Raw genomic sequence first — 18,018 nt, 5'->3', positions numbered from 1 at the left:
CGCCGAACCTTCGCCCCCACCGAACGGGGGACGCGGCGCCGGAGGCCAACATCCGTTGGCCCAGGGGGTTCTGGGGTGACGACGGCCGCGGGCCGTCACCACCCCCGAGTGGAACGAGGAGAGTCACAGTGGAAGACGTCGTCGTCATCGGCGGGGGAATCATCGGCCTGAGCACGGCGCGGGAAGTCCTGGTCCGCGACCCGGACGCCTCGGTGGTCGTCCTGGAGAAGGCCGACGATGTGGCGACGGCGCAGACCGGGCACAACTCGGGCGTCATCCACGCCGGCATCTACTACGCCCCGGGCTCGCTCAAGGCCCGGCTCTGCCGTGCGGGTGAGCGGGAGACCAAGGAGTTCTGCGACGAGCACGGTGTCCCCTACGACGTGATCGGCAAGCTCGTCGTGGCGACGGACGACGTCGAGGTCGAGCGCATGCGCCACCTCGCCGAGCGGGCCGCGCGCAACGGGATCGAACTGCGGCACCTGGACGCCGACGAACTCCGGGAGGCCGAACCCGCGGTCACCGGCAAACGCGCGCTGCTGTCACCAGGCACCGGCGTGGTGGACTTCCGGCGTGTCGCCCGCGCCATGGCCGACGACGTCACCCGTCGCGGGGGGCGGGTGGTGCCGCGCTCCCAGGTCCGGGCCATCCGGGAGGAGCCCAACCGGGTGATGGTCGCGACCGACACGGGTGAGTACCGGGCACGGGCGCTGGTCGCCTGCGCGGGCCTCCAGGCGGACCGGGTCGCGCGGCTCGGCGGACTCGACCCGGACTTCCGGATCGTGCCGTTCCGCGGCGAGTACTACCAACTGCCACACCAGCGCGGCGGCATCGTCAACCGCCTCATCTACCCCGTCCCCGACCCGGCGCTCCCCTTCCTGGGGGTGCATCTGAGCCCGGGGATCGACGGCCGGATCACCGTCGGCCCCAACGCCGTGCTCGGGATGGCGCGCGAGAAGTACCCCCAGGGGTCGGTCGACCTGCGGGACGTGTTGAGCTACACGACCTTCACCGGGATGTGGCGCTTCGCGCGCCACAACGTCGGGACCGGGGTGCGGGAGATGCGTGACTCGCTCTCCCGACGCCGGTACCTGGGGCTCGTCCGCAAGTACTGCCCCTCGCTCCAGGAGAGCGACCTCCGCCCCTACCCCGCGGGGATTCGCGCCCAGGCCGTCATGCGGGACGGCTCCACCGCCGAGGACTTCCTCATCCGTCGCACCCAGCGGCAGGTCCACGTGTGCAACGCCCCCTCACCGGCCGCGACCTCGGCCATCCCGATCGGGCGGCTCGTCACCGACGAGGTCCTCGGGACTTGACCCCTCGGTGTCGGGGGCGAACAGGCCGGGCGCTCGCCGCAACGCCACGCGGGTCCGGGTGATGTGGGTGGTGATGATGTCCGCCGCGACCTCGGGGTTGCGCGTCGCGATCGCCCGGTACAACAGACGGTGCTCCAGCCGGGTCTCCTCGGTGAGGTCGGGCCCACTGTGCAGGGCGAAGGCCCGACGATAGTGCTGGGTGGAGTTCCACAGCCGGTCCACGATCGAACGCAACTGGGCGCTCCGGCACCCCTCGTAGCTCAGGAGGTGGAACCGCCGGTCCAGCACCAGGAACTCGACCGGATCCACCCCCGCCTCGATCCGCTCCAGGAGTTCGCCGCACCGCTGGATCGTCGACTCCGCGAGCCGGGGCACGCTGTCCGCCAGCACCACTGGCTCGATCCGCGCGCGGGTCGAGTACAACAGGTCCAGTTCCTCGGCGTCCAACGCGGTGACGCTCGCCCCCCGGTTGGGCTCCAGCGTCACCAGCCCCTCACCCTCGAGGGTCCGCAGCGCCTCACGCACCGGAAGCCGACTCGCCCCGAACTGCTTGGCGATCGCCTCCTGCCGGATCGACTCCCCCGCGGCGTACTCACCCGAGAGAATCGCCGTACGCAACCCGTCCACGACCCGGCCGCTGTCACTCACACAGACCTCCCGCTGGATCCCCCACCACCGCCGCGGCGGTGGAATCCGCTCCATGGAATCGCCACGTCGTGGTCGTTCATCCCCACGGACCAACGGCGTGTACGCCACCATCTCGCCGAGCGCCCCCGAACCCCGGCATCTCCGCGCGGCGGCCCTCCAAAGGATAGGCGGCGACGGTGAAGACTCCGCGCACGTCGGGGCGATGGTGTCCACGGCCTGGGACGGGAGTGAGGCCGAAGCCAAGCCCCAGTGCGGCGCTGGTCGCCCACGAGGCCACCCAGCTCAGCCGAGGGCCGGGCCGGTCCCGGAGGAGTTCGCGACATTCTCGCCTCGTGCGTACACCCCCCGTTCCCGCCTGATACCGAAACCTCGATCGTCGCTCTGTCCGGTCGCCCTGCGGGCGCCGCCCATTGACGCGGCGCCCCCCTCACAGACCGATGGTGAGGTGAGGAGTCCCGGGCGCGGCCCTCTCCGTCATGTGTCAAGGGCGTCAGCCGCCAGTGGCTCCGGTGAACAGGACCAACAGGGGCAGCGCCATGTTGTTGACGGCGTGGACCGCCACCGCCGGCCAGATCGACCCGCTGCGGCGCATCAGCTCGGCCGCGATGACGCCGACCACGAGCGCGGCGGGCAGGATGATGTTGATGCCGTGGAACAGCGCGAACACCACTGAGCTGCCGACGACGCCGACCACCGGCCCGTAGCGCAGCAGGGCGTTGGTCAGTACCCCGCGGAAGAGGAACTCCTCCCCGACGGGCGTGAGGACGGCGAGGAACAGGAAGGTCAGGGCCAGCGCCACGACGCCGCCCCCCGCCGCGTCGTAGTACATGCCCTGCGGATTGGTGTCACCGAAGTCGGTCAGCGTCGTGACGGCCACGGTCACGGCGGCCTTGACCAGGAGCGCGACGAGACCTCCGACCACCCCCGCGAGCATCCAGCGCCACGTCGTGCGGCGCACGCCGAAGGGGGCGAAGGAACGGAGCCGGATCAACGCGGCCGCCGTGAACCCAGCGAGGCCGCCCACCCCTGACCAGGCGGCCACGACGAGACCGAAAGCCACCGCGTCCAGGTCCAGGCCCCAGGGGCCGAAGAACGGGAGTACCAGGATGGCGGCCACCATCGTGAGCAGGCCGACCACGACCTCCGGCCAGCCCGGGCGCACCGGGGCGACGTGTTCGTGGTCGGACCGGTGGGTGTTGTCGGCAGGCGTCGACACGGCGTGCTCCTCGCTTGGGTCCTGACGGTGCGTTGTTCCCGGTGAGCCGTTGTCGGGTGGACCAGGCGTCGTCGGCGTGGGGTTCATACCCCCGATTCCATCCCTCCCGGCGTTCCTTCTGTAGTGCGACGACGTCACCACCCACACGTGACGTTCCTCGGGGCCGGCGCATGACGCGGTGTCATGGGTCGGTCATCAGAAGACCTGGACGGCCCGGCGTCACGGGATCGTGGGCCGGATCCCGCGCGGCTGGTCGTGGCGCGTGCGGGTCACGACCAGCCGCGCCGGCCGGTCCCCCACCGGGACCCTGCGACGCAAAAGACGCAAAAGATCTTGAGTGGTCCCCGACCTCGGCCTAGCTTGAGTGCCGCCCACCAACGGGCCCCACCTCGTCCTCAAGGGAGCAGCAGTGCCAAGGCGGTCCCACAGTCCTGCCCACACGTCCGTCTCCAGCCGCAAGGCCGAAGGCGGAAGCGTCACGGCGCCCCACGAGTCGAGTGTCACGGCCGGCCTGGAGGCGTTGGAGTCCGGCGGCAACGCGATGGACGCCGCCGTCGCCGCGGCGCTGGTCGCGGGGGTCGTCGAGCCCACTGAGACGACGCTCGCCGGCTCTGGGTTCGGGCTCTACCACGAGTCCGGCGGACGCACGTGGTCGGTGGACTTCGGCCCCAAGGCGCCGCTGAAGGCCCGCAGCACGCTGTTCGAGATCGACCCGACGGCGGACAGCCCGGCGATGCTCGGTCTGGCTCCCGTGGTCGGCAACGCCAACCTCGATGGGCCACTGGCCTCGGGCGTGCCGCGCACCCTGCTCGGTCTGCTCACCGCGCAGGAGAGGTTCGGCCGGCTCCCCCGGGCGCGGGTCTGCGACCACGCGGTGCGCGCCGCCCACGACGGGTTCCCGGCCGACACCTGGTTCGTCACCAACGCCGTGAGCGATCTCCCCCGGCTGCGCGCTAACCCCCAGACCCGCGAGGTGTTCCTGGACGCCGAGGGTCTTCCCCTCGGCGGCCGCACGGCCGCGGCCCAGGGGCTCTCCTTCCAGACCCGCCCCCGCGTCCGCCAGGCAACCCTCGGGGCGACCCTGGAAGAGGTGTCCGCGTCGGGCACGTCCGCGCTGGTCGACGGGGCGGTCGCCCGCCGGCTGGTGGAGTCCGCCGCGGAACACGGCGGCCTGCTCTCCGCGGCCGACCTCCGCTCAGCGCCGCCGGTCATCGGCGAACCGGTCCGGCTGCGCTTCCGCGACGTCGACGTCGTCGTCCCCGCGGCGCCCGGCGGCGGCATCACGACGCTGCAGGCCCTGGGGATCTGGCAGGCCCTCCACCCCGAAGCGACGTCCGCCCACGCCGACCCCACCGCGACCCGCCGGCTCGCCCTCGCCCTGCGGCACGCGTTCGCCGACCGGTACCACTGGCTGGGTGATCCCGCCCTCGTTCCCGTGCCGACGACGGGTCTGCTGGACCACGGCTATGCGGAACGCGTCGCCGAACTGATCCGTGCCGGCCAGGACGCCCCCGGCTGGACGGACGGTCCGCCGTGGGTGACCTACGCGTCCCGCCCCGCCCACGACCCGTGGCCGCACGTCCCCGGCGCCGGCCCCGGCCCCGTCTGGCGACCCGACACGGCGACCCCACCGAGCAGCGGCACCACGCACATCTCCGTCGCCGACGCCGACGGCAACATCGCCTCGATCACCCACACGGCCGCGAACCACTTCGGCAACGGGATGATCTGCCCGCGGACCGGCCTCCTGTTCGACTCGGCGATGGCCTGGTTCAACGCCGCGCCCGGAGCGGCCAACAGCGTCAGCCCGAGTGGTCGCGCGTTGGCGAACATGGCTCCGGCCCTGGTGACACGGGACGGCCAGGGGGTCGCCGCCTTGGGCGCGTCGGGGGGACGTCGCATCATCAGCGCCGTGACGCAGATCGTGATCGACATAGTCGACGGCCGTCACCCGGTCGAGGACGTCCTCGCGCTGCCGCGCGTCGAGGCCAGCGGGCGCGACCTCCTGCTGCACGAGGGCCTCGCCGCACACGTCGACGCCGTGTCCGACCTGGAACCGGTCGTCATCCCGCACTCCAACGAGCCCTTCACCATGGACTTCGCCCGCCCCAACCTGGCGGGCTTCGACGCCGCCGGCACACCCGTGTCGGCCATCGCCACCCCGCACTACAACGACTGAGACCCCGGGAAACGGAGCACACCATGAACACCACCACCCCTCCCACGCCACGTGGGCCTGTCCCGGGGGGTCGGAGCATCTCTGGTCTGAGGGTCTTCCTGATCTCCGGGCTGGGTACGGCGCTGGAGTACTACGACTTCCTGATCTACGGCCTCGCCGCGGGACTGGTGTTCAACGCCATCTTCTTCCCCGGTTCCGACCCGCTCATCGGCACCCTCTACGCCTTCGCGGCCTTCGGAACCGGGTTCCTCGCCCGACCCCTGGGCGGGCTGGTCATCGGCCACTTCGGCGACCGGGTCGGGCGTCGCAAGATGCTCATCATCACCCTGATCACGATGGGCGTCGCGACCTTCTGCATCGGTCTGCTGCCTCCCTTCGAGGACATCGGTGTCATGGCGCCGGTACTGCTCGTCGTCCTGCGCCTGGTGCAGGGGTTCGCCGCCGGCGGAGAGTGGGGAGGCGCGGCGCTGTTCGGCATCGAGAACGCGCCCGCGAACCGACGCGGCCTGTGGGGCAGCTTCACCAGCATGGGCATCGGCCTGGGCACCCTGCTCGGCGCCGGCGTGTTCGCGATCGTGAGCGTGGCCTTCGACGGCGACCTGGTGTCGTTCGCGTGGCGCATCCCGTTCTGGATCGGCGGTGTCCTCGTCATCATCGGACTGTTCGCCCGCCTGACGATGCCCAAGACCGAGGCGGTACAGACCGACAGCGAGGACACACCGCACATCCCGCTCGTCGAGGCGGTCCGCAGCCGCCCCCGGGCCATCCTCCTCAGCCTCGGCGTCAGCTACGGCTACAACACCATCGCCTACATCGGGTTCACCTTCTTCCTGTCCTACCTGACCGACATCGGCTACGGGGAGACCGAGTCACTGGTGGGCCAGCTCGTCTACAGCGGCGTACTGTTCTTCTCCGCACCCCTATTCGCCCTGTTGTCCGACCGGATCGGACGACGATGGACGATGACCCTCGGCGGGGTCACGATGTCGGCGTTCCTCTTCGTCTACTTCCCGATGGTCGGCACCCTCGACGTCACGCTGGCCGTGCTCGCGTTCGGGATCACGGGGCTGATCACGGGCATGACCCAGGGCCCCATTCCAGCGTTCATGGGCGAGCAGTTCCCAGCTCGGATGCGTTACAGTGGAATGTCCGCGTCATACCAGATCGGAGCCGCCATCGGCGGCGGAACGGCCGCGTTCGTCGCCACCGGACTCCTGATCCTCAGCGACCAGAACCCGATCTCGGTGGCCCTCTACGGAACCTTCGCCATGACCGTACTGGTCGTGTGCTCGCTCGCCCTGAGGGAGACCGCCTTCACGTCGACCGAGCGGATCAACGAGTCCTAGGGGGAAGCGACGATGTCCTCACTCGGCGCCGCTAAGGCCACACTGTCGGACGTCGCGCGCCGGGCTGGGGTCTCCATCGCCACCGCCTCGCAGGTCTACGCCGGCAAGCGGCCGGTGTCGAAGGAGACCCGCAGGAGGGTTCTGGAGGCCGCCTCGGCCATCGGCTTCAAGGCCACCCGGGGCGAGCCCACGATCGGGGTGCTCATCCGGCCTCCCGAGGCGCTGAGCGGGTTCGCGTTCGGGACCGCCACCTTCGCCAACCTCGCCGGCGCAGTGGCGGTCGCGGGGCTCAACCGCGGCTTCGCGGTCTTCACGTCGCAGGGGGCCGAGGACGCGATCGCCCACGTGCCACGGTTGGACGGGTGCGTCGTCCTGTCGCCCGGCTACCGTGACGCGACGCTGGACGCGTTGTTGCGCAAGGGCATCCCCACCGTCGCCTTCGACCCCGACCCCGCCGTGAGCGCCTTCCAGTGGTGGGTCGGTCTCGACTACCGGCGTTCGATCACCGGCCTCCTGACCCACCTGTTCGACCGAGGGGCGCGCCGGCCGGCGGTGCTGGTGGGCCAGACCGACAACGCCTACCGCCGGTCCATCCTGTGGGTGTACTCCAACACCCTGACGACGCGGGGGATGGCGCCGACCATCAGGATCGCGGACAACAACGAGGGACAGCTCTCCGCCACCGACGTCACGACGCGCCTACTCCAGGGCAGGAACCCTCCGGACTCCGTGATCACCTCCTCCAGCGTGTTCGCCGAGGGTGCCCTGAACGCGGCCCTGCGGCTCGGCGTCGACGTTCCCGGGCGGTTCATGGTCGCCACAGTGCTCGACGGCCCGGTCGCCGAACTCGCCCGCCCCTCGATCACGGCCCTGCACCTGGACATGACCACGACGGCGAACCGCCTGCTGGACCTGCTGACCGCCCGCCTCCGCACCGACCAGCCGGCCCAGGCCCCGGTCACCCTCCCCCTCGACCTCGTGGTCCGCGAGTCAACCCGCCGCACCCCCACCGACACATCCCCCGCCCCCGACGCCACAGCCGCCCCCTGACGTCGAACCCCCGCCGATGGTCACCGCACTGCGCGTGGAATGGGACCGCGGACGGGGATATCGCCGCGGCTGTTCTCCGTCCGCCCCCCTCAGGCGGTGCTCGTGACCGTGGGGCCAGTTCGATCACTCGGTGGACGGGCCGACACCGAATACGTTTCGACGATGCCCCTCATGGGTTACGCGTTCTCGGTGTGGGCGGTTGCGGCCGACGCTTCACGCAGCGGGGCCGTCTCGTGTTCGATGCGCTCGTTCATCACGATGCGGCGGTCCAGGGCATCCTGCCCGACGGGCAGACGCAACGGTAGCCGTTCGCCCGAGGCGACCCGGTAAATGAACGCGGCCCCCTTGACCGGGTCACCGAGTTGCGTGTGGTTGGCTTCTTCTGCCCAGTCGAGCGTGGCGTGCGCCGGTGTGCCGTCGTAGGCGGCGACGCGGCTGACCGGTGTCTGAATCGAGGACGCGTCGAGGAGGTCGGTGCGGAACACGCCTGGCTCGACGACCATGCTCTGGATACCGAAGGAGCCGAGCTCGGCGTCGAGGGCCTCGCCGATCCCAGCGACGGCGAACTTGGAGGCCGAGTACATACTCGCGCCCGGTTCGCCCTCGAACCCGGAGCGGGAACCGATGTGGACGAGCTTGCCACTGCCGGCCGCGCGCATGGCCGGCAGCACCGCACGAGTCACGTTGATCAGTCCGAAGACGTTCACGTCGAACAGTGAGCGTGCTTCGGCATCGGTGATCTCTTCCAGGGCACCGAGCAGGGCCCGGCCGGCGTTGTTGACCAGGACTCCGATGGCGCCGAACCGGTTGAGGACCTCGGTCACCGCGGTGTCGATCCGCGCCTGGTCGGTGACGTCCAGGCCAACGGGCAAAGCGTTCGGGTGGGTGCGGACGTCGTCGGGCAGTCGCTCGGGGCGACGGGCGGCGAGGGCCACCTGCTCGCCTCCGGCCAGGGCCGCGCGAGCGATCTCCAGCCCAAGGCCGCGTCCGGAACCGGTGATCATCCATGCAGACATTTGACGGGTTCTCCTCATGGAGTGAGTTGCTGAAGGTCACGCCGCGTCACCGCGGCACGATCATCGTCCGCGAGGCCACTACGGCCGAGAAGGCCCAGGGTTTCCTGGGACAGTTTGGGCACCCCAGCACTCTCGCCACCACTCATCGGGACGGGAAGAATGAGAGCATGTCCGAGCACTTGGAGCCGCGTCTGGCCGACTTCCTGCGTGCCGCGCGGTCGCGGATCACTCCACAAGCCGCCGGTGTCACCGACAACGGACGGCGGCGGGTCGAGGGGCTTCGCCGAGAAGAACTCGCGATGCTCGCGGGTGTCAGCGTCGACTACTACACCCGCTTGGAGCAGGGCCGCAGCAAGAGCGCCTCAGCGCAGGTCCTCGACACCCTCGCGGATGCCCTGCGGCTCGACGACGCCGAGCGCGCCCATCTCCACACCATCGCTCGCCCAACCCCTTCCCGCCGCCGCCGGGCGGGCAAACCGCAGCAACTGCACCCGGCCACAAGGACCCTGCTGGAGACGCTCGGTGAAGCCTCCCGACCGGCATTCGTGCTGGGACGCCGTCTCGACGTCCTCGGACAGAACGGGCTCGCCACACTGCTGATCGCGGATTTCGACACCCTGCCCGTCTCCGAGCGGAACCAAGCACGGTTCGTGTTCCTGGACCCGCATGCCCGTGAGCTCTACGCCGATTGGGAGCAAGTGGCCGCTGACACCGTCGCCATGCTTCGCATGGACGCGGGCAGGCACCCCGACGACCCCGGGCTCGGTCGTCTCGTCGGGACCTGTCCATTCAGTGCCCTGAGTTCCGCCGACTGTGGGCGCGGCACCGCGTGCACCAGCGCAGCACCGGCACCAAGCGATACCACCATCCCCTGGTCGGAGATCTCACTATCACCTACCAGGCCCTCACTCCGGGCGACGACCCCGACCAGACACTGATGATCTACGACACCGAACCCGGATCGCCCTCGGCCCACGCGCTGGAACTCCTCGCGTCGAACACCGGAGAGGGGAGCCCACGCGGCACCGGGCAACCGATGGAGGACCCCGCGTCGTAAGCCCTGGGGTCGGATTCAGCCGCCATCACCAACTCACCGAATCCGATTCCCGCAAGAGGCTGTTCTTCGAGAGTTCGCATGTTCCGCTGGACGAGTGCCAGGAGCACCGCTGGATCCTCGCCGCCGTCAGCGATCCAGTCGCGGCGAGCGAGATGCCACCCGCTCAACACACCCTCCAACGCCAACTCGATGACGTGGTCCTGGTCCTCCTGGAGGGAGTCGCGAAGGACCTCATGCAATCGCTCGCGCGTCCGAGCGCATAACAACACAGCCGCCGCGTTGGCGGAGTGGCTGCTTTCGACGAGGCGCGCCGCGCGTTTGAACTGATCCCACCACGAGGCGTCGAGTCGACCCACGGCGGTGTCGAAGGCACGCGAGATGGCGGTTCCGAGTACCTCATTCGGCTGGACGTCGCCGAGCGAATCCAGGACACCCTGGAAGAGCTCCGCTTCAGGAGCCACGACGGCGTCCTCCTTTGAAGGGAAGAAGCGGAAGAACGTCCTGAGCCCTATGTCGGCCTCGGCAGCGATCGCGGAGACCGTCGTCACCTCGAGGCCCTCCCCCGAAGCCAATGTGAGCACCGCCTCGATGATGTTCGCTCGTGTTCGGAGCTTCTTCGTCTCTCGGAGACTCCGCGTGGACTCGGCAGGACCCATGCGCACATTGTGGCATAACGCGCCATGTGGCATGTCATGCCAGAATGTGCGTATGCATGCTCTAGTCGCCGATCCCGCAGCATTGGGTGGATGCCGTCTCTCTGACGTTCCCACGCCTCGTCCCAGCGCCTCTGAAACGCTCGTCAAGGTCGCGTTCGCGTCAGTGAATCCGACTGATCTGCACCGAGCCCAGCACGCCCCGCCCGGGTCAGTGCTCGGTTATGAAGGCGCAGGGACGATCGAAAGGGCCGCGGCGGACGGTTCGGGTCCACCCGTGGGTGCTCGTGTCACCGGTCTTGGGTCGAGTGGCACGTGGGCCGAATTCACCTCGATGCCGACCAGTCAGCTCGCGGTAATACCCGCCGGAGTGGACGTGGAAGGGGCTGCGACCCTGCCGATCGCCGGTGTCTCGGCACTACGAGCCCTGCGCGCTCTTGGCCCTGTCCTCGGACGGCGACTTCTGGTGACCGGAGCGACGGGTGCGGTGGGGGCGTTTGCCGTGCAACTCGCCGCTGCTGCTGGCGTGTCGGAAGTTATCGCCACCGCTCGGAACCCGGCCGCGTTTCCACGCCTGCGGGAACTCGGCGCGAGCACCGTGGTGGATAGTCTCACCGCCGAGCTTGGTCCCGTGCACGGCGTCGTCGACAACGTCGGGGGCCCTACTCTGGCGCAGGCCTTCAGGCTGACAGCGGCCAACGCGACGGTGGTCTCGGTGGGTCGGGCCAGCGGTGAGGATACCGTCCTTGCCTCCGAGGATCTCATGGGCGACTGGGGGCGCTCGGGTCGCGCCATCCGGACGTTCTTCTTGCCCGAGGAAGGCGCGGAACTCGGCGACGACATCGGCTTCCTGCTCCGACTCGCGAACGAGGGACGGTTGCACCCGAGGGTCAACCACCGGGAGGACCTGCCAGGCGAACTCACGCTTCTGCGCGGCGGAGAATGGCCCGGCAAGCTGGTGCTGCGACTTCACACGCCCTGACCATTCCCGAGGAGCACCATCACCCCGCACATCGTCATTGAGGGATACATAACGGAAACCCGGCTGCTGGCGAATTCCCGGCGGATTACGTTGACGCTGATCAACATGTTCCGATATGACGACGAGGGATAACTCGCCGAAGAATGGGTTCAGTACGACACCATGGAATGGATGCGCCAGCTCGGCGTTGAGCTCACCCCCAGGCTGTCGCGGTCCGACGGCGCCTCTCGTGACTGACAGGATCAGCCCCGTGTCCCGGCGATGCGGGCGGTTCGCTGGAACACGGGGCTGATGCGGATCACGGGTGAGGTGACCGGCCGGGCTCATGCCTAGGTGTCGAGTGCGGCGTCGAAGCGATTCCGAGCGTTGTCGACCTCGGTCATGTGGGTGGTCGTCCACAGCAGCAGCGCGTCGATCAGATCCTGCAGTGTTCGCCCGAGGGCCGAGATGCGGTACTCCACGGCGACCGGTCGAGTGTGAATGACCACGCGCTCCACCATGCCGTTGCGCTCCAGGCGGCGAAGCGAGGCCGTCAGCGACTTCTGGGCGACCCCGGGGATCGAGCGCCGCAAACCGTTGAAACGCCGGGGGCCTTCGCAGAGCCGGTCCAGCACCAGCAGGGACCACTTGTCCAACACTTGGTCCAGCAGCTCACGGTGCGCACTGGTGATCTGGGAGTGGGAATCCTCGGGAGGGGTGGTTTCGTCCATGACACCTGGTCTCGTTGAAGTGCTTTCTCGCCACTAGGTACACATGAGGAACCTGATCGCCGCACGAAAGGAAGGTGCCCTCATGACCGTTGAACTCTCCACCCCGGAGGGAATGTTCCAGCCGGTTCCCTATCACCACGTCTCGGTGGCCACAGGCCGCCGCCATGTTCACGTGGCGGGCCAGATCGCCCGAGACGAGCACGCGAACCCGCTGGCACCCGGCGACATCGCGGGGCAGATCGCCCACGCCCTGCGTAACACCGCAAAGGGTCTGGCAGGGGCGGGAGCCAGCTTCTCCGACGTGGTGCGCCTGCGGTTCTATGTCACCAACTGGGAGCCAGAGCTGTACACCGAGTTCATGGCCGGTATCGAAAGCGTCATGGAGGAACTCCGCATCCCGAGGCCGCTGCCACCGCTGTCCTGCATCGGCGTGGATTACCTGTTCGAACCCGACGTGCTGGTGGAAGTCGAAGCCGAAGCGCTGCTCGACTGACCGCGGCGCCAGCCCAGGCTGACCGCTCACGCGGGGGCCGCGACACGGAGCGTGCGTCGGGGGCGGTCAGCGGCCCGTGGTGCCGTCGATCAGTTCCCGGAGGATGTCGGCGTGGCCGGCGTGGCGGCCGGTCTCTTCGATCATGTGGGTCAGGGCCCAGCGCAGGCTCGGCGCGGCACGTCCGGAATCGGGTCGAGGGACCGGCGCGGAGAGATCGACACACCTGTCCAGGACCAGGTTCACCTCCTCGACGACCTCCCGGTACCGGGTGACGACATCCGTACCGGTGTCCCAGGTCGGTGCCTGGAACGTCGCCGGCCAGTCGGTGACGGTCACTCCGAGGAACATCGAGCGCTCCACGTTCGTGAGGTGGTTCAGGAGGCCGAGCAGGGTGGTGCCCGAAGGGACCTGAGCCGTCCGAACGTCGGGTTCGGGCGTCCCCTCGACCTTGGCCGCCATCGAGGCGCGAAGGTAGTCGAGGAAGCCGCGCAGCACCTCCACCTCAGTGTTCCTGGTCCTCGGGGGTGGAGCATCGCGGCGCCGGTCCTGGCGGGCGGGCTTGATCATCGTGGTTCGACCTTTCGGGTGTGGTGTCAGTGGACGGTACGTCGGATGAGCAGTACATGGTCCGTGACCACCGCGGTCTGACCACCGGGACCGGTCGCGGTGCGTTGGACGGCCTCCACCCTCTCGGGTGTCCACAGCGCCGGATCCAGTTCGAGTTCCTCGTAGACCTCCTCCGGGTGCGGGAACCGCGCGTCGGGGTCGCGGTTCCAGGACCAGGGGACGGTGGAACCATGGTCGACCACCAGCAGGTGCCCCCCGGGGTGGAGCGCACCAGCGGCGGTCCGCAGCACGCGCACTCGGTCCAGGCCGAGCGGCGTGTGCAGGTAATGAGCGCTGATCAGGTCGAACCCGCCCTCCGGGAAGGACTCCTCGAGGTCACCGCGAACGGCGACGAGCGAGCCACGGAGACGCAGCGCGGAGGCCACGCTGTTGAGGCGCTCGACCGCTGTGGGGGACGTGTCGATGGCCGTGACGCTCCACCCCCGGCGGGCCAGCCAGATCGCGTCTCCCCCGTTGCCGGAGCCCAGATCCAGTGCGTCGCCGGCCGTCAGGTCGGCGACCGACTCCGTCAGGCGCGCGTTCGGTGCCGGCTGGATGGGCGTTGGTCGGGAGGCGTAGAAGTCCTCCCAGAAGTCCGTCGGCGTGTGGTCGTACATCGTGAGTTCCTTTGTCATCCCTGGTACGGCGGCTGTGGCGTGACTCCGTCAGGGTTGCATCTGGAGGTGCGGAAGTGGCAAGTTTCTTGCAGAACTGCAAGGCATCGGGCGAGTTGGCGGGACGGGACAGGAGGCGTGGTGGAGGACGACGACGTTCTGGAGGGAGTGGGAGCTCGGCTGCGCGGGTTCCGCCAAACGCTGGGATTGAGTCTCGCCGAGCTGGCGAATCGCAGCGGGATCTCCGCCAGTACGATCTCCCGACTCGAGCGCGGCCTGGTGCGCCCCGGACTGGAGCAGCTCCTCGCGCTGGCACGGGTCTACGGGGTGCCGTTGGACGAACTGGTCGCCGCTCCCCGCGTCGGTGACCCTCGCGTTCACCTCAAGGCGGTCCGCAAACACGGCCTCACCTTCATCCCGCTCGGCGTGCACGCGGGCGGGCTCCAAGCCTTCAAGGTGATCTACCCGCCCGCCCCGAAGGCGCGGCCGCCGCGCTACAACACCCATCCAGGACGCGAATGGTTCTACGTCCTGGACGGCGCGGTCCATCTCGCGCTGGCCGACCAACGCACGCTGCTAAAGGCCGGCGAGGCCGCTGAGTTCGCCACGATGACCCCGCACTGGATCGCCAACGCCCGGGACGACCGTCCCGCGGAGATCATCGCCATCTACGGACACCAGGGGGAACGCATACACCTCACCGACGTCTGACCCCACCTACCAGACTCCCCGTGTTGGTGGGTCGCGCGCCTCACATTCCGCTCGCACCGGGCGGTGACGTCGACGACGGGGCATAGCGCGTCTGGGCCCACCCGCCGAGAAAGGCGAGTGCCTGCGCGGAGCGGGACCGCGGTTCGGCGGTGTAGGTGAGCAGCGTCTGGTCCGGCGTGCCGCGTACGTCCAGCACCTGGAAGTCCAACGTGAGCTCTCCCGCCGTGGGGTGGTGGAACTCCTTACGGCCGGACCGTTGGGCACGCACCCGGTGGGTGGACCACCAGTGGCGGAAGTCGTCGTCCTTGATGGACAGCTCACCGACGAGACGGGCCAGTTCCGGATCCTCTGGGTACCGGCCAGCGTCCATCCGGAGGTAGGCGACGCACTCTTTCGCCGCTCTCTCCCAGTCGGCGTAGAGACCACGGACGCGGCGGTCGAGGAACGCCAGCCTGACGTGGTTGCGATGCCGTGGTGGGAGCGCGCGGAAATCCGTGAACAGCGCCGTCGCCAAGGGGTTCCAACCGACGATGTCCATCCGACGTCCCAGCACGAGGGCGGGCACTCCGACCATGCTGTCCAACAGGACCCGGGTGGCGGCGGACACTCTCTGGGGGTCGGCCGGCACTCGGCCCGGGGAATCCGAGACTGTGGGGTTGGCCGCGCAGCGCTGCAGGTACTCCTCCTCGTCGGCACGCAGATCGAGCGCGCGTGCGAGGGCGGCGAGGATCTCGGGTGAGGCGGTTTTCGCACGGCCCTGCTCGAGGCGCACGACGTAGTCGACGCTGACGCCCGCCAGCATGGCGAGCTCCTCGCGGCGCAGCCCAGGGACGCGGCGGTGGCCGTGACTCGTGATCCCGGCGTCCTCGGCGCTGACCTGGGCGCGACACGAGCGTAGGTAGTCCCCGAGTTCGGTCATGGGCATCCTCTCCGCAAGTACTCCGTTCGCGGCGCGTTTTCGCGTGCCTTCCCCTGGGGGGAGACTATGCGCCCTCCACTCCCCGCCGACGCGGTGGCAGCTCACTCGTGGGGTCGCCCCCCACCTTGGCCGCCCGGTGTGCGCACCCAGCCCCATCCAGGCGACATCATCGTCGTATGGGGGGTGGCGGACTCGTCGCGGTCGTTCCCCGGGGCCGCTCCTTGGAGAAGGCACCACGCGAACGGCCGAGGAGTCGAGGCCCGCCGCCCCCGATCCGCTCACGGGCCCCGACGCCGTACGCTGTCGGACCGACACTCAGCCGCGGATGACTTTGGTCTCCAGGTACTCACCCAGGCCGGCGGCCCCGAACTCCCGCCCGTTCCCGGACCGCTTGTAGCCGCCCCAGGGCGCCGTCCAGTCGAAGTCGGTGTCGTTGATCAGAACGTAGCCGGCCCGGATACGCTCCGCGACAGCGTTGGCCGCTTCAAGATCTCCGCTCGTCACGTAGGCGGCGAGACCATAGGGGGTGTCGTTGGCGATCGCGATCGCCTCCTCAACCGTGTCATAGGCGATCACCGACATCACCGGGCCGAAGATCTCCTCTTGGGCGATGGTCATGGCGTTGTCGACATCGCTGAACACGGTCGGTCTGGCGAAGTGTCCCGCTTCGAGCCCGGCCGGCTTGCCGAGGCCACCCGTCTCCAGGCGGGCGCCCTCGTCCAGGCCCCGGCGGATGTAGCCCTGGACGATGTCCCACTGCTCGGCCGAGATCAGCGGCCCCATGAAGGTCTCCTCGGCACGCGGGTCGCCCACGCGCAGGGCCTCGACGGCGGGGACCAGGACCGACAGGAACTCCTCCACCCGGTCCCGGGGCACCAGCGTCCGGCTCGGCGCGCTGCACAGTTGGCCTGTCGTGGCCAGCAGCCACGACTTGGCCGTCTCCACCGCCACCGCGAAATCGGCGTCCGGCAGCAGGATGTGCGGCGACTTTCCTCCCAGCTCGGAGGTGACGCGCTTGACCGTCGGCGCGGCGGCGATCGCGACCTGGGTGGCGGTCGCGACGGAACCGGTGAACGAGACGGTCCCGACCCCCGGATGCGCGCTCAGGGCCGAGCCGGCGACGGAACCGCGGCCGGTGACGAGATTGAACACCCCGGCCGGAACGCCCGCCGCGTCCATGATCTCCGCGAGGATGACCGCGGAGGACGGGGTCAATTCAGCGGGTTTGAGGACCACCGTGCATCCGGCTGCCAGCGCCGAGACGGTCTTGCCAACGGGTTGCAATACCGGGAAGTTCCACGGGGTGATCAGCCCCGCGACCCCGAGAGCCTCCTTTCGGATCGTGGTCTCCCCCCGCGTCTCCGTAAACTCATACGTCTTGAGAATCTCGATGGCGGTGGCGATCTGCACCCGAGCGGTGGGCAGGTGCGCACCACGAACCAGAGGCAGGGGTGCGCCCACTTCCTCGGTAACCGCCTGTACCAGATCCTCGAAGCGGTCGTCGAACTCCGTCAACACCCGCTCCAGCAGTGCGATGCGCTCCCGCGGAGTGGTCCGCGAGTAGGAGATGAACGCACGCTCCGCCGCGGTGACGGCGGCATCGACGTCCGCCTCGCCACCCAGCGTCACCCGCCCGGTGGGCTCCCCCGTCGCCGGATGGTTCAGCTCCAGAACCGAGGGTTGGATCGGAACGCGCCAGGCTCCGTCGATGTACAGCTCATTCTGCTCGCGCATGGTGATCAGCTCTCATTGGAGGGACCAGGGCCGCGCCACGAACGTTCCGGCGCTCCCAACCTCTGGCCGGTTCCCATCGTGGAACCGGCCCAGGAGGTCATCCAGAGAGAGGATTTCCTGGGGGTCTCGTGCCTAGGAAAACCCGTACCACCCTCAGCCCCCGGGCCGAGGCGCGATCCCCGCCGCGGTCAGGACTGGGGCCGCGACGTGAAACCCGATCGCCCAGGTGAGGTCAGTTCCGAAGCGCTCCTCACCGCATGTGAGAGCAGTCGGAATCAGGGTCACGCGAGATGGCGATCACGTCGTTGAGCCGGTCACGCGCCGCGAGCAGGTCGGTGATCTTCTGGTCGATGCGGACGCGCTCGGCCTCCAGTTGGTCCAGGAGCGCTGGGGGTGCTGTCTTCTCGACCGAGTCCACGCATGGCAGAACGTCGCGAACCACTCTGCTCGGCAGGCCCGCGGCGTACAGCTGTTGGATCAGTCGAACCCGGCTGACGGCCGCGTCGGCGTAGTGCCGCTGGCCGCCGGGGCCGCGGTCGGCGTGGAGTAGGTCCTGTTCCTCGTAGTAGCGCAGCGCTCGGACACTCACGCCCGTCTTGTCGGCGACCTCACCAATGCGCACCGGTACCTCCTCTGTTCGGGCGGCTGCCCGATTTGCACCTGACGCCGATGTCAGGTTTTAGCGTAGTGGAAGTCGGCGCTCGCCGAACAGTCTCCCCATTGATCCCAAGAGACGGCCAGTCCCGGACGTGTCGAAAGGAAGAACAC

At 69.1% G+C, this 18,018-nt stretch carries 17 protein-coding genes and 1 pseudogene; 8 read left to right on the top strand and 10 right to left on the bottom strand.

Going from position 1 to position 18,018, the window contains the following annotated elements:
• Positions 1-128: 128 nt before the first annotated feature.
• Positions 129-1,316 carry an L-2-hydroxyglutarate oxidase gene (lhgO, locus tag J4H86_RS27010; RefSeq protein WP_236541117.1) on the top strand — a complete coding sequence of 396 codons (1,188 nt, stop codon included), beginning with the start codon at positions 129-131 and terminating at the stop codon, positions 1,314-1,316.
• On the opposite strand, the gene J4H86_RS27005 is transcribed toward lhgO, so the two are convergent.
• A complete protein-coding gene (locus J4H86_RS27005; RefSeq protein ID WP_236541116.1) occupies positions 1,251-1,964 on the bottom strand; it encodes a GntR family transcriptional regulator in 714 nt (237 codons plus the stop codon). The genes lhgO and J4H86_RS27005 overlap by 66 nt on opposite strands.
• A gap of 490 nt (positions 1,965-2,454) precedes the next feature.
• Positions 2,455-3,180 carry a CPBP family intramembrane glutamic endopeptidase gene (locus tag J4H86_RS27000; RefSeq protein ID WP_236541115.1) on the bottom strand — a complete coding sequence of 242 codons (726 nt, stop codon included), beginning with the start codon at positions 3,178-3,180 and terminating at the stop codon, positions 2,455-2,457.
• 409 nt (positions 3,181-3,589) lie between these two features.
• On the opposite strand from J4H86_RS27000, the gene J4H86_RS26995 reads away from it, so the two are divergent.
• Genes J4H86_RS26995 through J4H86_RS26985 form a run of 3 tightly spaced genes read left to right on the top strand, consistent with a single transcriptional unit; the run spans position 3,590 to position 7,755 of the window.
• A complete protein-coding gene (locus J4H86_RS26995) occupies positions 3,590-5,359 on the top strand; it encodes a gamma-glutamyltransferase (RefSeq protein ID WP_236541114.1) in 1,770 nt (589 codons plus the stop codon).
• Between the two features lie 23 nt (positions 5,360-5,382).
• Positions 5,383-6,705, top strand: a complete 1,323-nt coding sequence (locus J4H86_RS26990; RefSeq protein ID WP_236541113.1) for an MFS transporter — start codon at positions 5,383-5,385, stop codon at positions 6,703-6,705.
• A 12-nt stretch (positions 6,706-6,717) separates the two neighbouring features.
• A complete protein-coding gene (locus J4H86_RS26985) occupies positions 6,718-7,755 on the top strand; it encodes a LacI family DNA-binding transcriptional regulator (protein WP_236541112.1) in 1,038 nt (345 codons plus the stop codon).
• Between the two features lie 176 nt (positions 7,756-7,931).
• On the opposite strand, the gene J4H86_RS26980 is transcribed toward J4H86_RS26985, so the two are convergent.
• Positions 7,932-8,771, bottom strand: coding sequence for an SDR family oxidoreductase (locus J4H86_RS26980; RefSeq protein ID WP_236541111.1), 840 nt, complete (start codon positions 8,769-8,771; stop codon positions 7,932-7,934).
• Between J4H86_RS26980 and J4H86_RS27520 the strand changes: the two are divergent.
• Positions 8,762-9,828, top strand: a pseudogene (locus J4H86_RS27520) (helix-turn-helix transcriptional regulator). The gene J4H86_RS26980 and the pseudogene J4H86_RS27520 sit on opposite strands and share 10 nt — an antisense overlap.
• Here the strand turns inward: J4H86_RS27520 and J4H86_RS26970 are convergent.
• Complete coding sequence (locus J4H86_RS26970) at positions 9,714-10,484, bottom strand: TetR/AcrR family transcriptional regulator (protein WP_236541110.1); 771 nt, start codon at positions 10,482-10,484, stop codon at positions 9,714-9,716. The pseudogene J4H86_RS27520 and the gene J4H86_RS26970 sit on opposite strands and share 115 nt — an antisense overlap.
• On the opposite strand from J4H86_RS26970, the gene J4H86_RS27715 reads away from it, so the two are divergent.
• On the top strand, positions 10,417-11,463 hold the full coding sequence (locus J4H86_RS27715; RefSeq protein ID WP_394356426.1) for a zinc-binding dehydrogenase: 1,047 nt from the start codon (positions 10,417-10,419) through the stop codon (positions 11,461-11,463). The two genes, J4H86_RS26970 and J4H86_RS27715, sit on opposite strands and share 68 nt — an antisense overlap.
• 329 nt (positions 11,464-11,792) lie before the next feature.
• Here J4H86_RS27715 and J4H86_RS26960 read toward each other — a convergent pair whose 3' ends face one another.
• Positions 11,793-12,173 (bottom strand): winged helix-turn-helix transcriptional regulator, encoded by a 381-nt coding sequence (locus J4H86_RS26960; protein ID WP_236541108.1) that lies wholly within the window; start codon positions 12,171-12,173, stop codon positions 11,793-11,795.
• 82 nt (positions 12,174-12,255) lie between these two features.
• On the opposite strand from J4H86_RS26960, the gene J4H86_RS26955 reads away from it, so the two are divergent.
• Complete coding sequence (locus tag J4H86_RS26955) at positions 12,256-12,666, top strand: Rid family hydrolase (protein ID WP_236544195.1); 411 nt, start codon at positions 12,256-12,258, stop codon at positions 12,664-12,666.
• A gap of 66 nt (positions 12,667-12,732) precedes the next feature.
• Here the strand turns inward: J4H86_RS26955 and J4H86_RS26950 are convergent, their stop codons facing one another.
• Both J4H86_RS26950 and J4H86_RS26945 read right to left on the bottom strand, forming a co-directional pair.
• Positions 12,733-13,233 carry a DinB family protein gene (locus J4H86_RS26950; protein WP_236541107.1) on the bottom strand — a complete coding sequence of 167 codons (501 nt, stop codon included), beginning with the start codon at positions 13,231-13,233 and terminating at the stop codon, positions 12,733-12,735.
• Positions 13,234-13,259: 26 nt separating this feature from the next.
• A complete protein-coding gene (locus tag J4H86_RS26945) occupies positions 13,260-13,889 on the bottom strand; it encodes a class I SAM-dependent methyltransferase (RefSeq protein ID WP_236541106.1) in 630 nt (209 codons plus the stop codon).
• A 138-nt stretch (positions 13,890-14,027) separates the two neighbouring features.
• On the opposite strand from J4H86_RS26945, the gene J4H86_RS26940 reads away from it, so the two are divergent.
• Complete coding sequence (locus J4H86_RS26940; protein WP_236541105.1) at positions 14,028-14,597, top strand: helix-turn-helix domain-containing protein; 570 nt, start codon at positions 14,028-14,030, stop codon at positions 14,595-14,597.
• 40 nt (positions 14,598-14,637) lie between these two features.
• Here J4H86_RS26940 and J4H86_RS26935 read toward each other — a convergent pair whose 3' ends face one another.
• From J4H86_RS26935 to J4H86_RS26925, 3 genes are all read right to left on the bottom strand, one after another.
• Positions 14,638-15,516 carry a helix-turn-helix domain-containing protein gene (locus tag J4H86_RS26935; protein ID WP_236541104.1) on the bottom strand — a complete coding sequence of 293 codons (879 nt, stop codon included), beginning with the start codon at positions 15,514-15,516 and terminating at the stop codon, positions 14,638-14,640.
• A 315-nt stretch (positions 15,517-15,831) separates the two neighbouring features.
• Positions 15,832-17,250: an aldehyde dehydrogenase family protein gene (locus J4H86_RS26930; RefSeq protein ID WP_236541103.1), complete on the bottom strand. Its 1,419-nt coding sequence runs from the start codon at positions 17,248-17,250 to the stop codon at positions 15,832-15,834.
• A gap of 250 nt (positions 17,251-17,500) precedes the next feature.
• Positions 17,501-17,872, bottom strand: a complete 372-nt coding sequence (locus tag J4H86_RS26925; protein ID WP_236541102.1) for a MerR family transcriptional regulator — start codon at positions 17,870-17,872, stop codon at positions 17,501-17,503.
• Between the last annotated feature and the right edge of the window lie 146 nt (positions 17,873-18,018).

Origin of the sequence: Spiractinospora alimapuensis, from assembly GCF_018437505.1 — a bacterium.
Lineage (GTDB): Bacteria > Actinomycetota > Actinomycetes > Streptosporangiales > Streptosporangiaceae > Spiractinospora > Spiractinospora alimapuensis.
The sequence above is the reverse complement of the archived record's forward strand: the minus strand, read 5'-3'. Positions and strand labels throughout refer to the sequence as shown.

Excerpts from the sequence above, each read along its gene's own strand:
- J4H86_RS26990 (WP_236541113.1), top strand. The coding sequence starts at position 5,383 with ATGAACACCACCACCCCTCCCACGCCACGTGGGCCTGTCCCGGGGGGT.
- J4H86_RS26985 (WP_236541112.1), top strand. The coding sequence starts at position 6,718 with ATGTCCTCACTCGGCGCCGCTAAGGCCACACTGTCGGACGTCGCGCGC.
- J4H86_RS26980 (WP_236541111.1), bottom strand. The coding sequence starts at position 8,771 with ATGTCTGCATGGATGATCACCGGTTCCGGACGCGGCCTTGGGCTGGAG.
- J4H86_RS27715 (WP_394356426.1), top strand. The coding sequence starts at position 10,417 with ATGATGTTCGCTCGTGTTCGGAGCTTCTTCGTCTCTCGGAGACTCCGC.
- J4H86_RS26970 (WP_236541110.1), bottom strand. The coding sequence starts at position 10,484 with ATGGGTCCTGCCGAGTCCACGCGGAGTCTCCGAGAGACGAAGAAGCTC.
- J4H86_RS26960 (WP_236541108.1), bottom strand. The coding sequence starts at position 12,173 with ATGGACGAAACCACCCCTCCCGAGGATTCCCACTCCCAGATCACCAGT.
- J4H86_RS26955 (WP_236544195.1), top strand. The coding sequence starts at position 12,256 with ATGACCGTTGAACTCTCCACCCCGGAGGGAATGTTCCAGCCGGTTCCC.
- J4H86_RS26950 (WP_236541107.1), bottom strand. The coding sequence starts at position 13,233 with ATGATCAAGCCCGCCCGCCAGGACCGGCGCCGCGATGCTCCACCCCCG.
- J4H86_RS26945 (WP_236541106.1), bottom strand. The coding sequence starts at position 13,889 with ATGTACGACCACACGCCGACGGACTTCTGGGAGGACTTCTACGCCTCC.
- J4H86_RS26935 (WP_236541104.1), bottom strand. The coding sequence starts at position 15,516 with ATGACCGAACTCGGGGACTACCTACGCTCGTGTCGCGCCCAGGTCAGC.
- J4H86_RS26930 (WP_236541103.1), bottom strand. The coding sequence starts at position 17,250 with ATGCGCGAGCAGAATGAGCTGTACATCGACGGAGCCTGGCGCGTTCCG.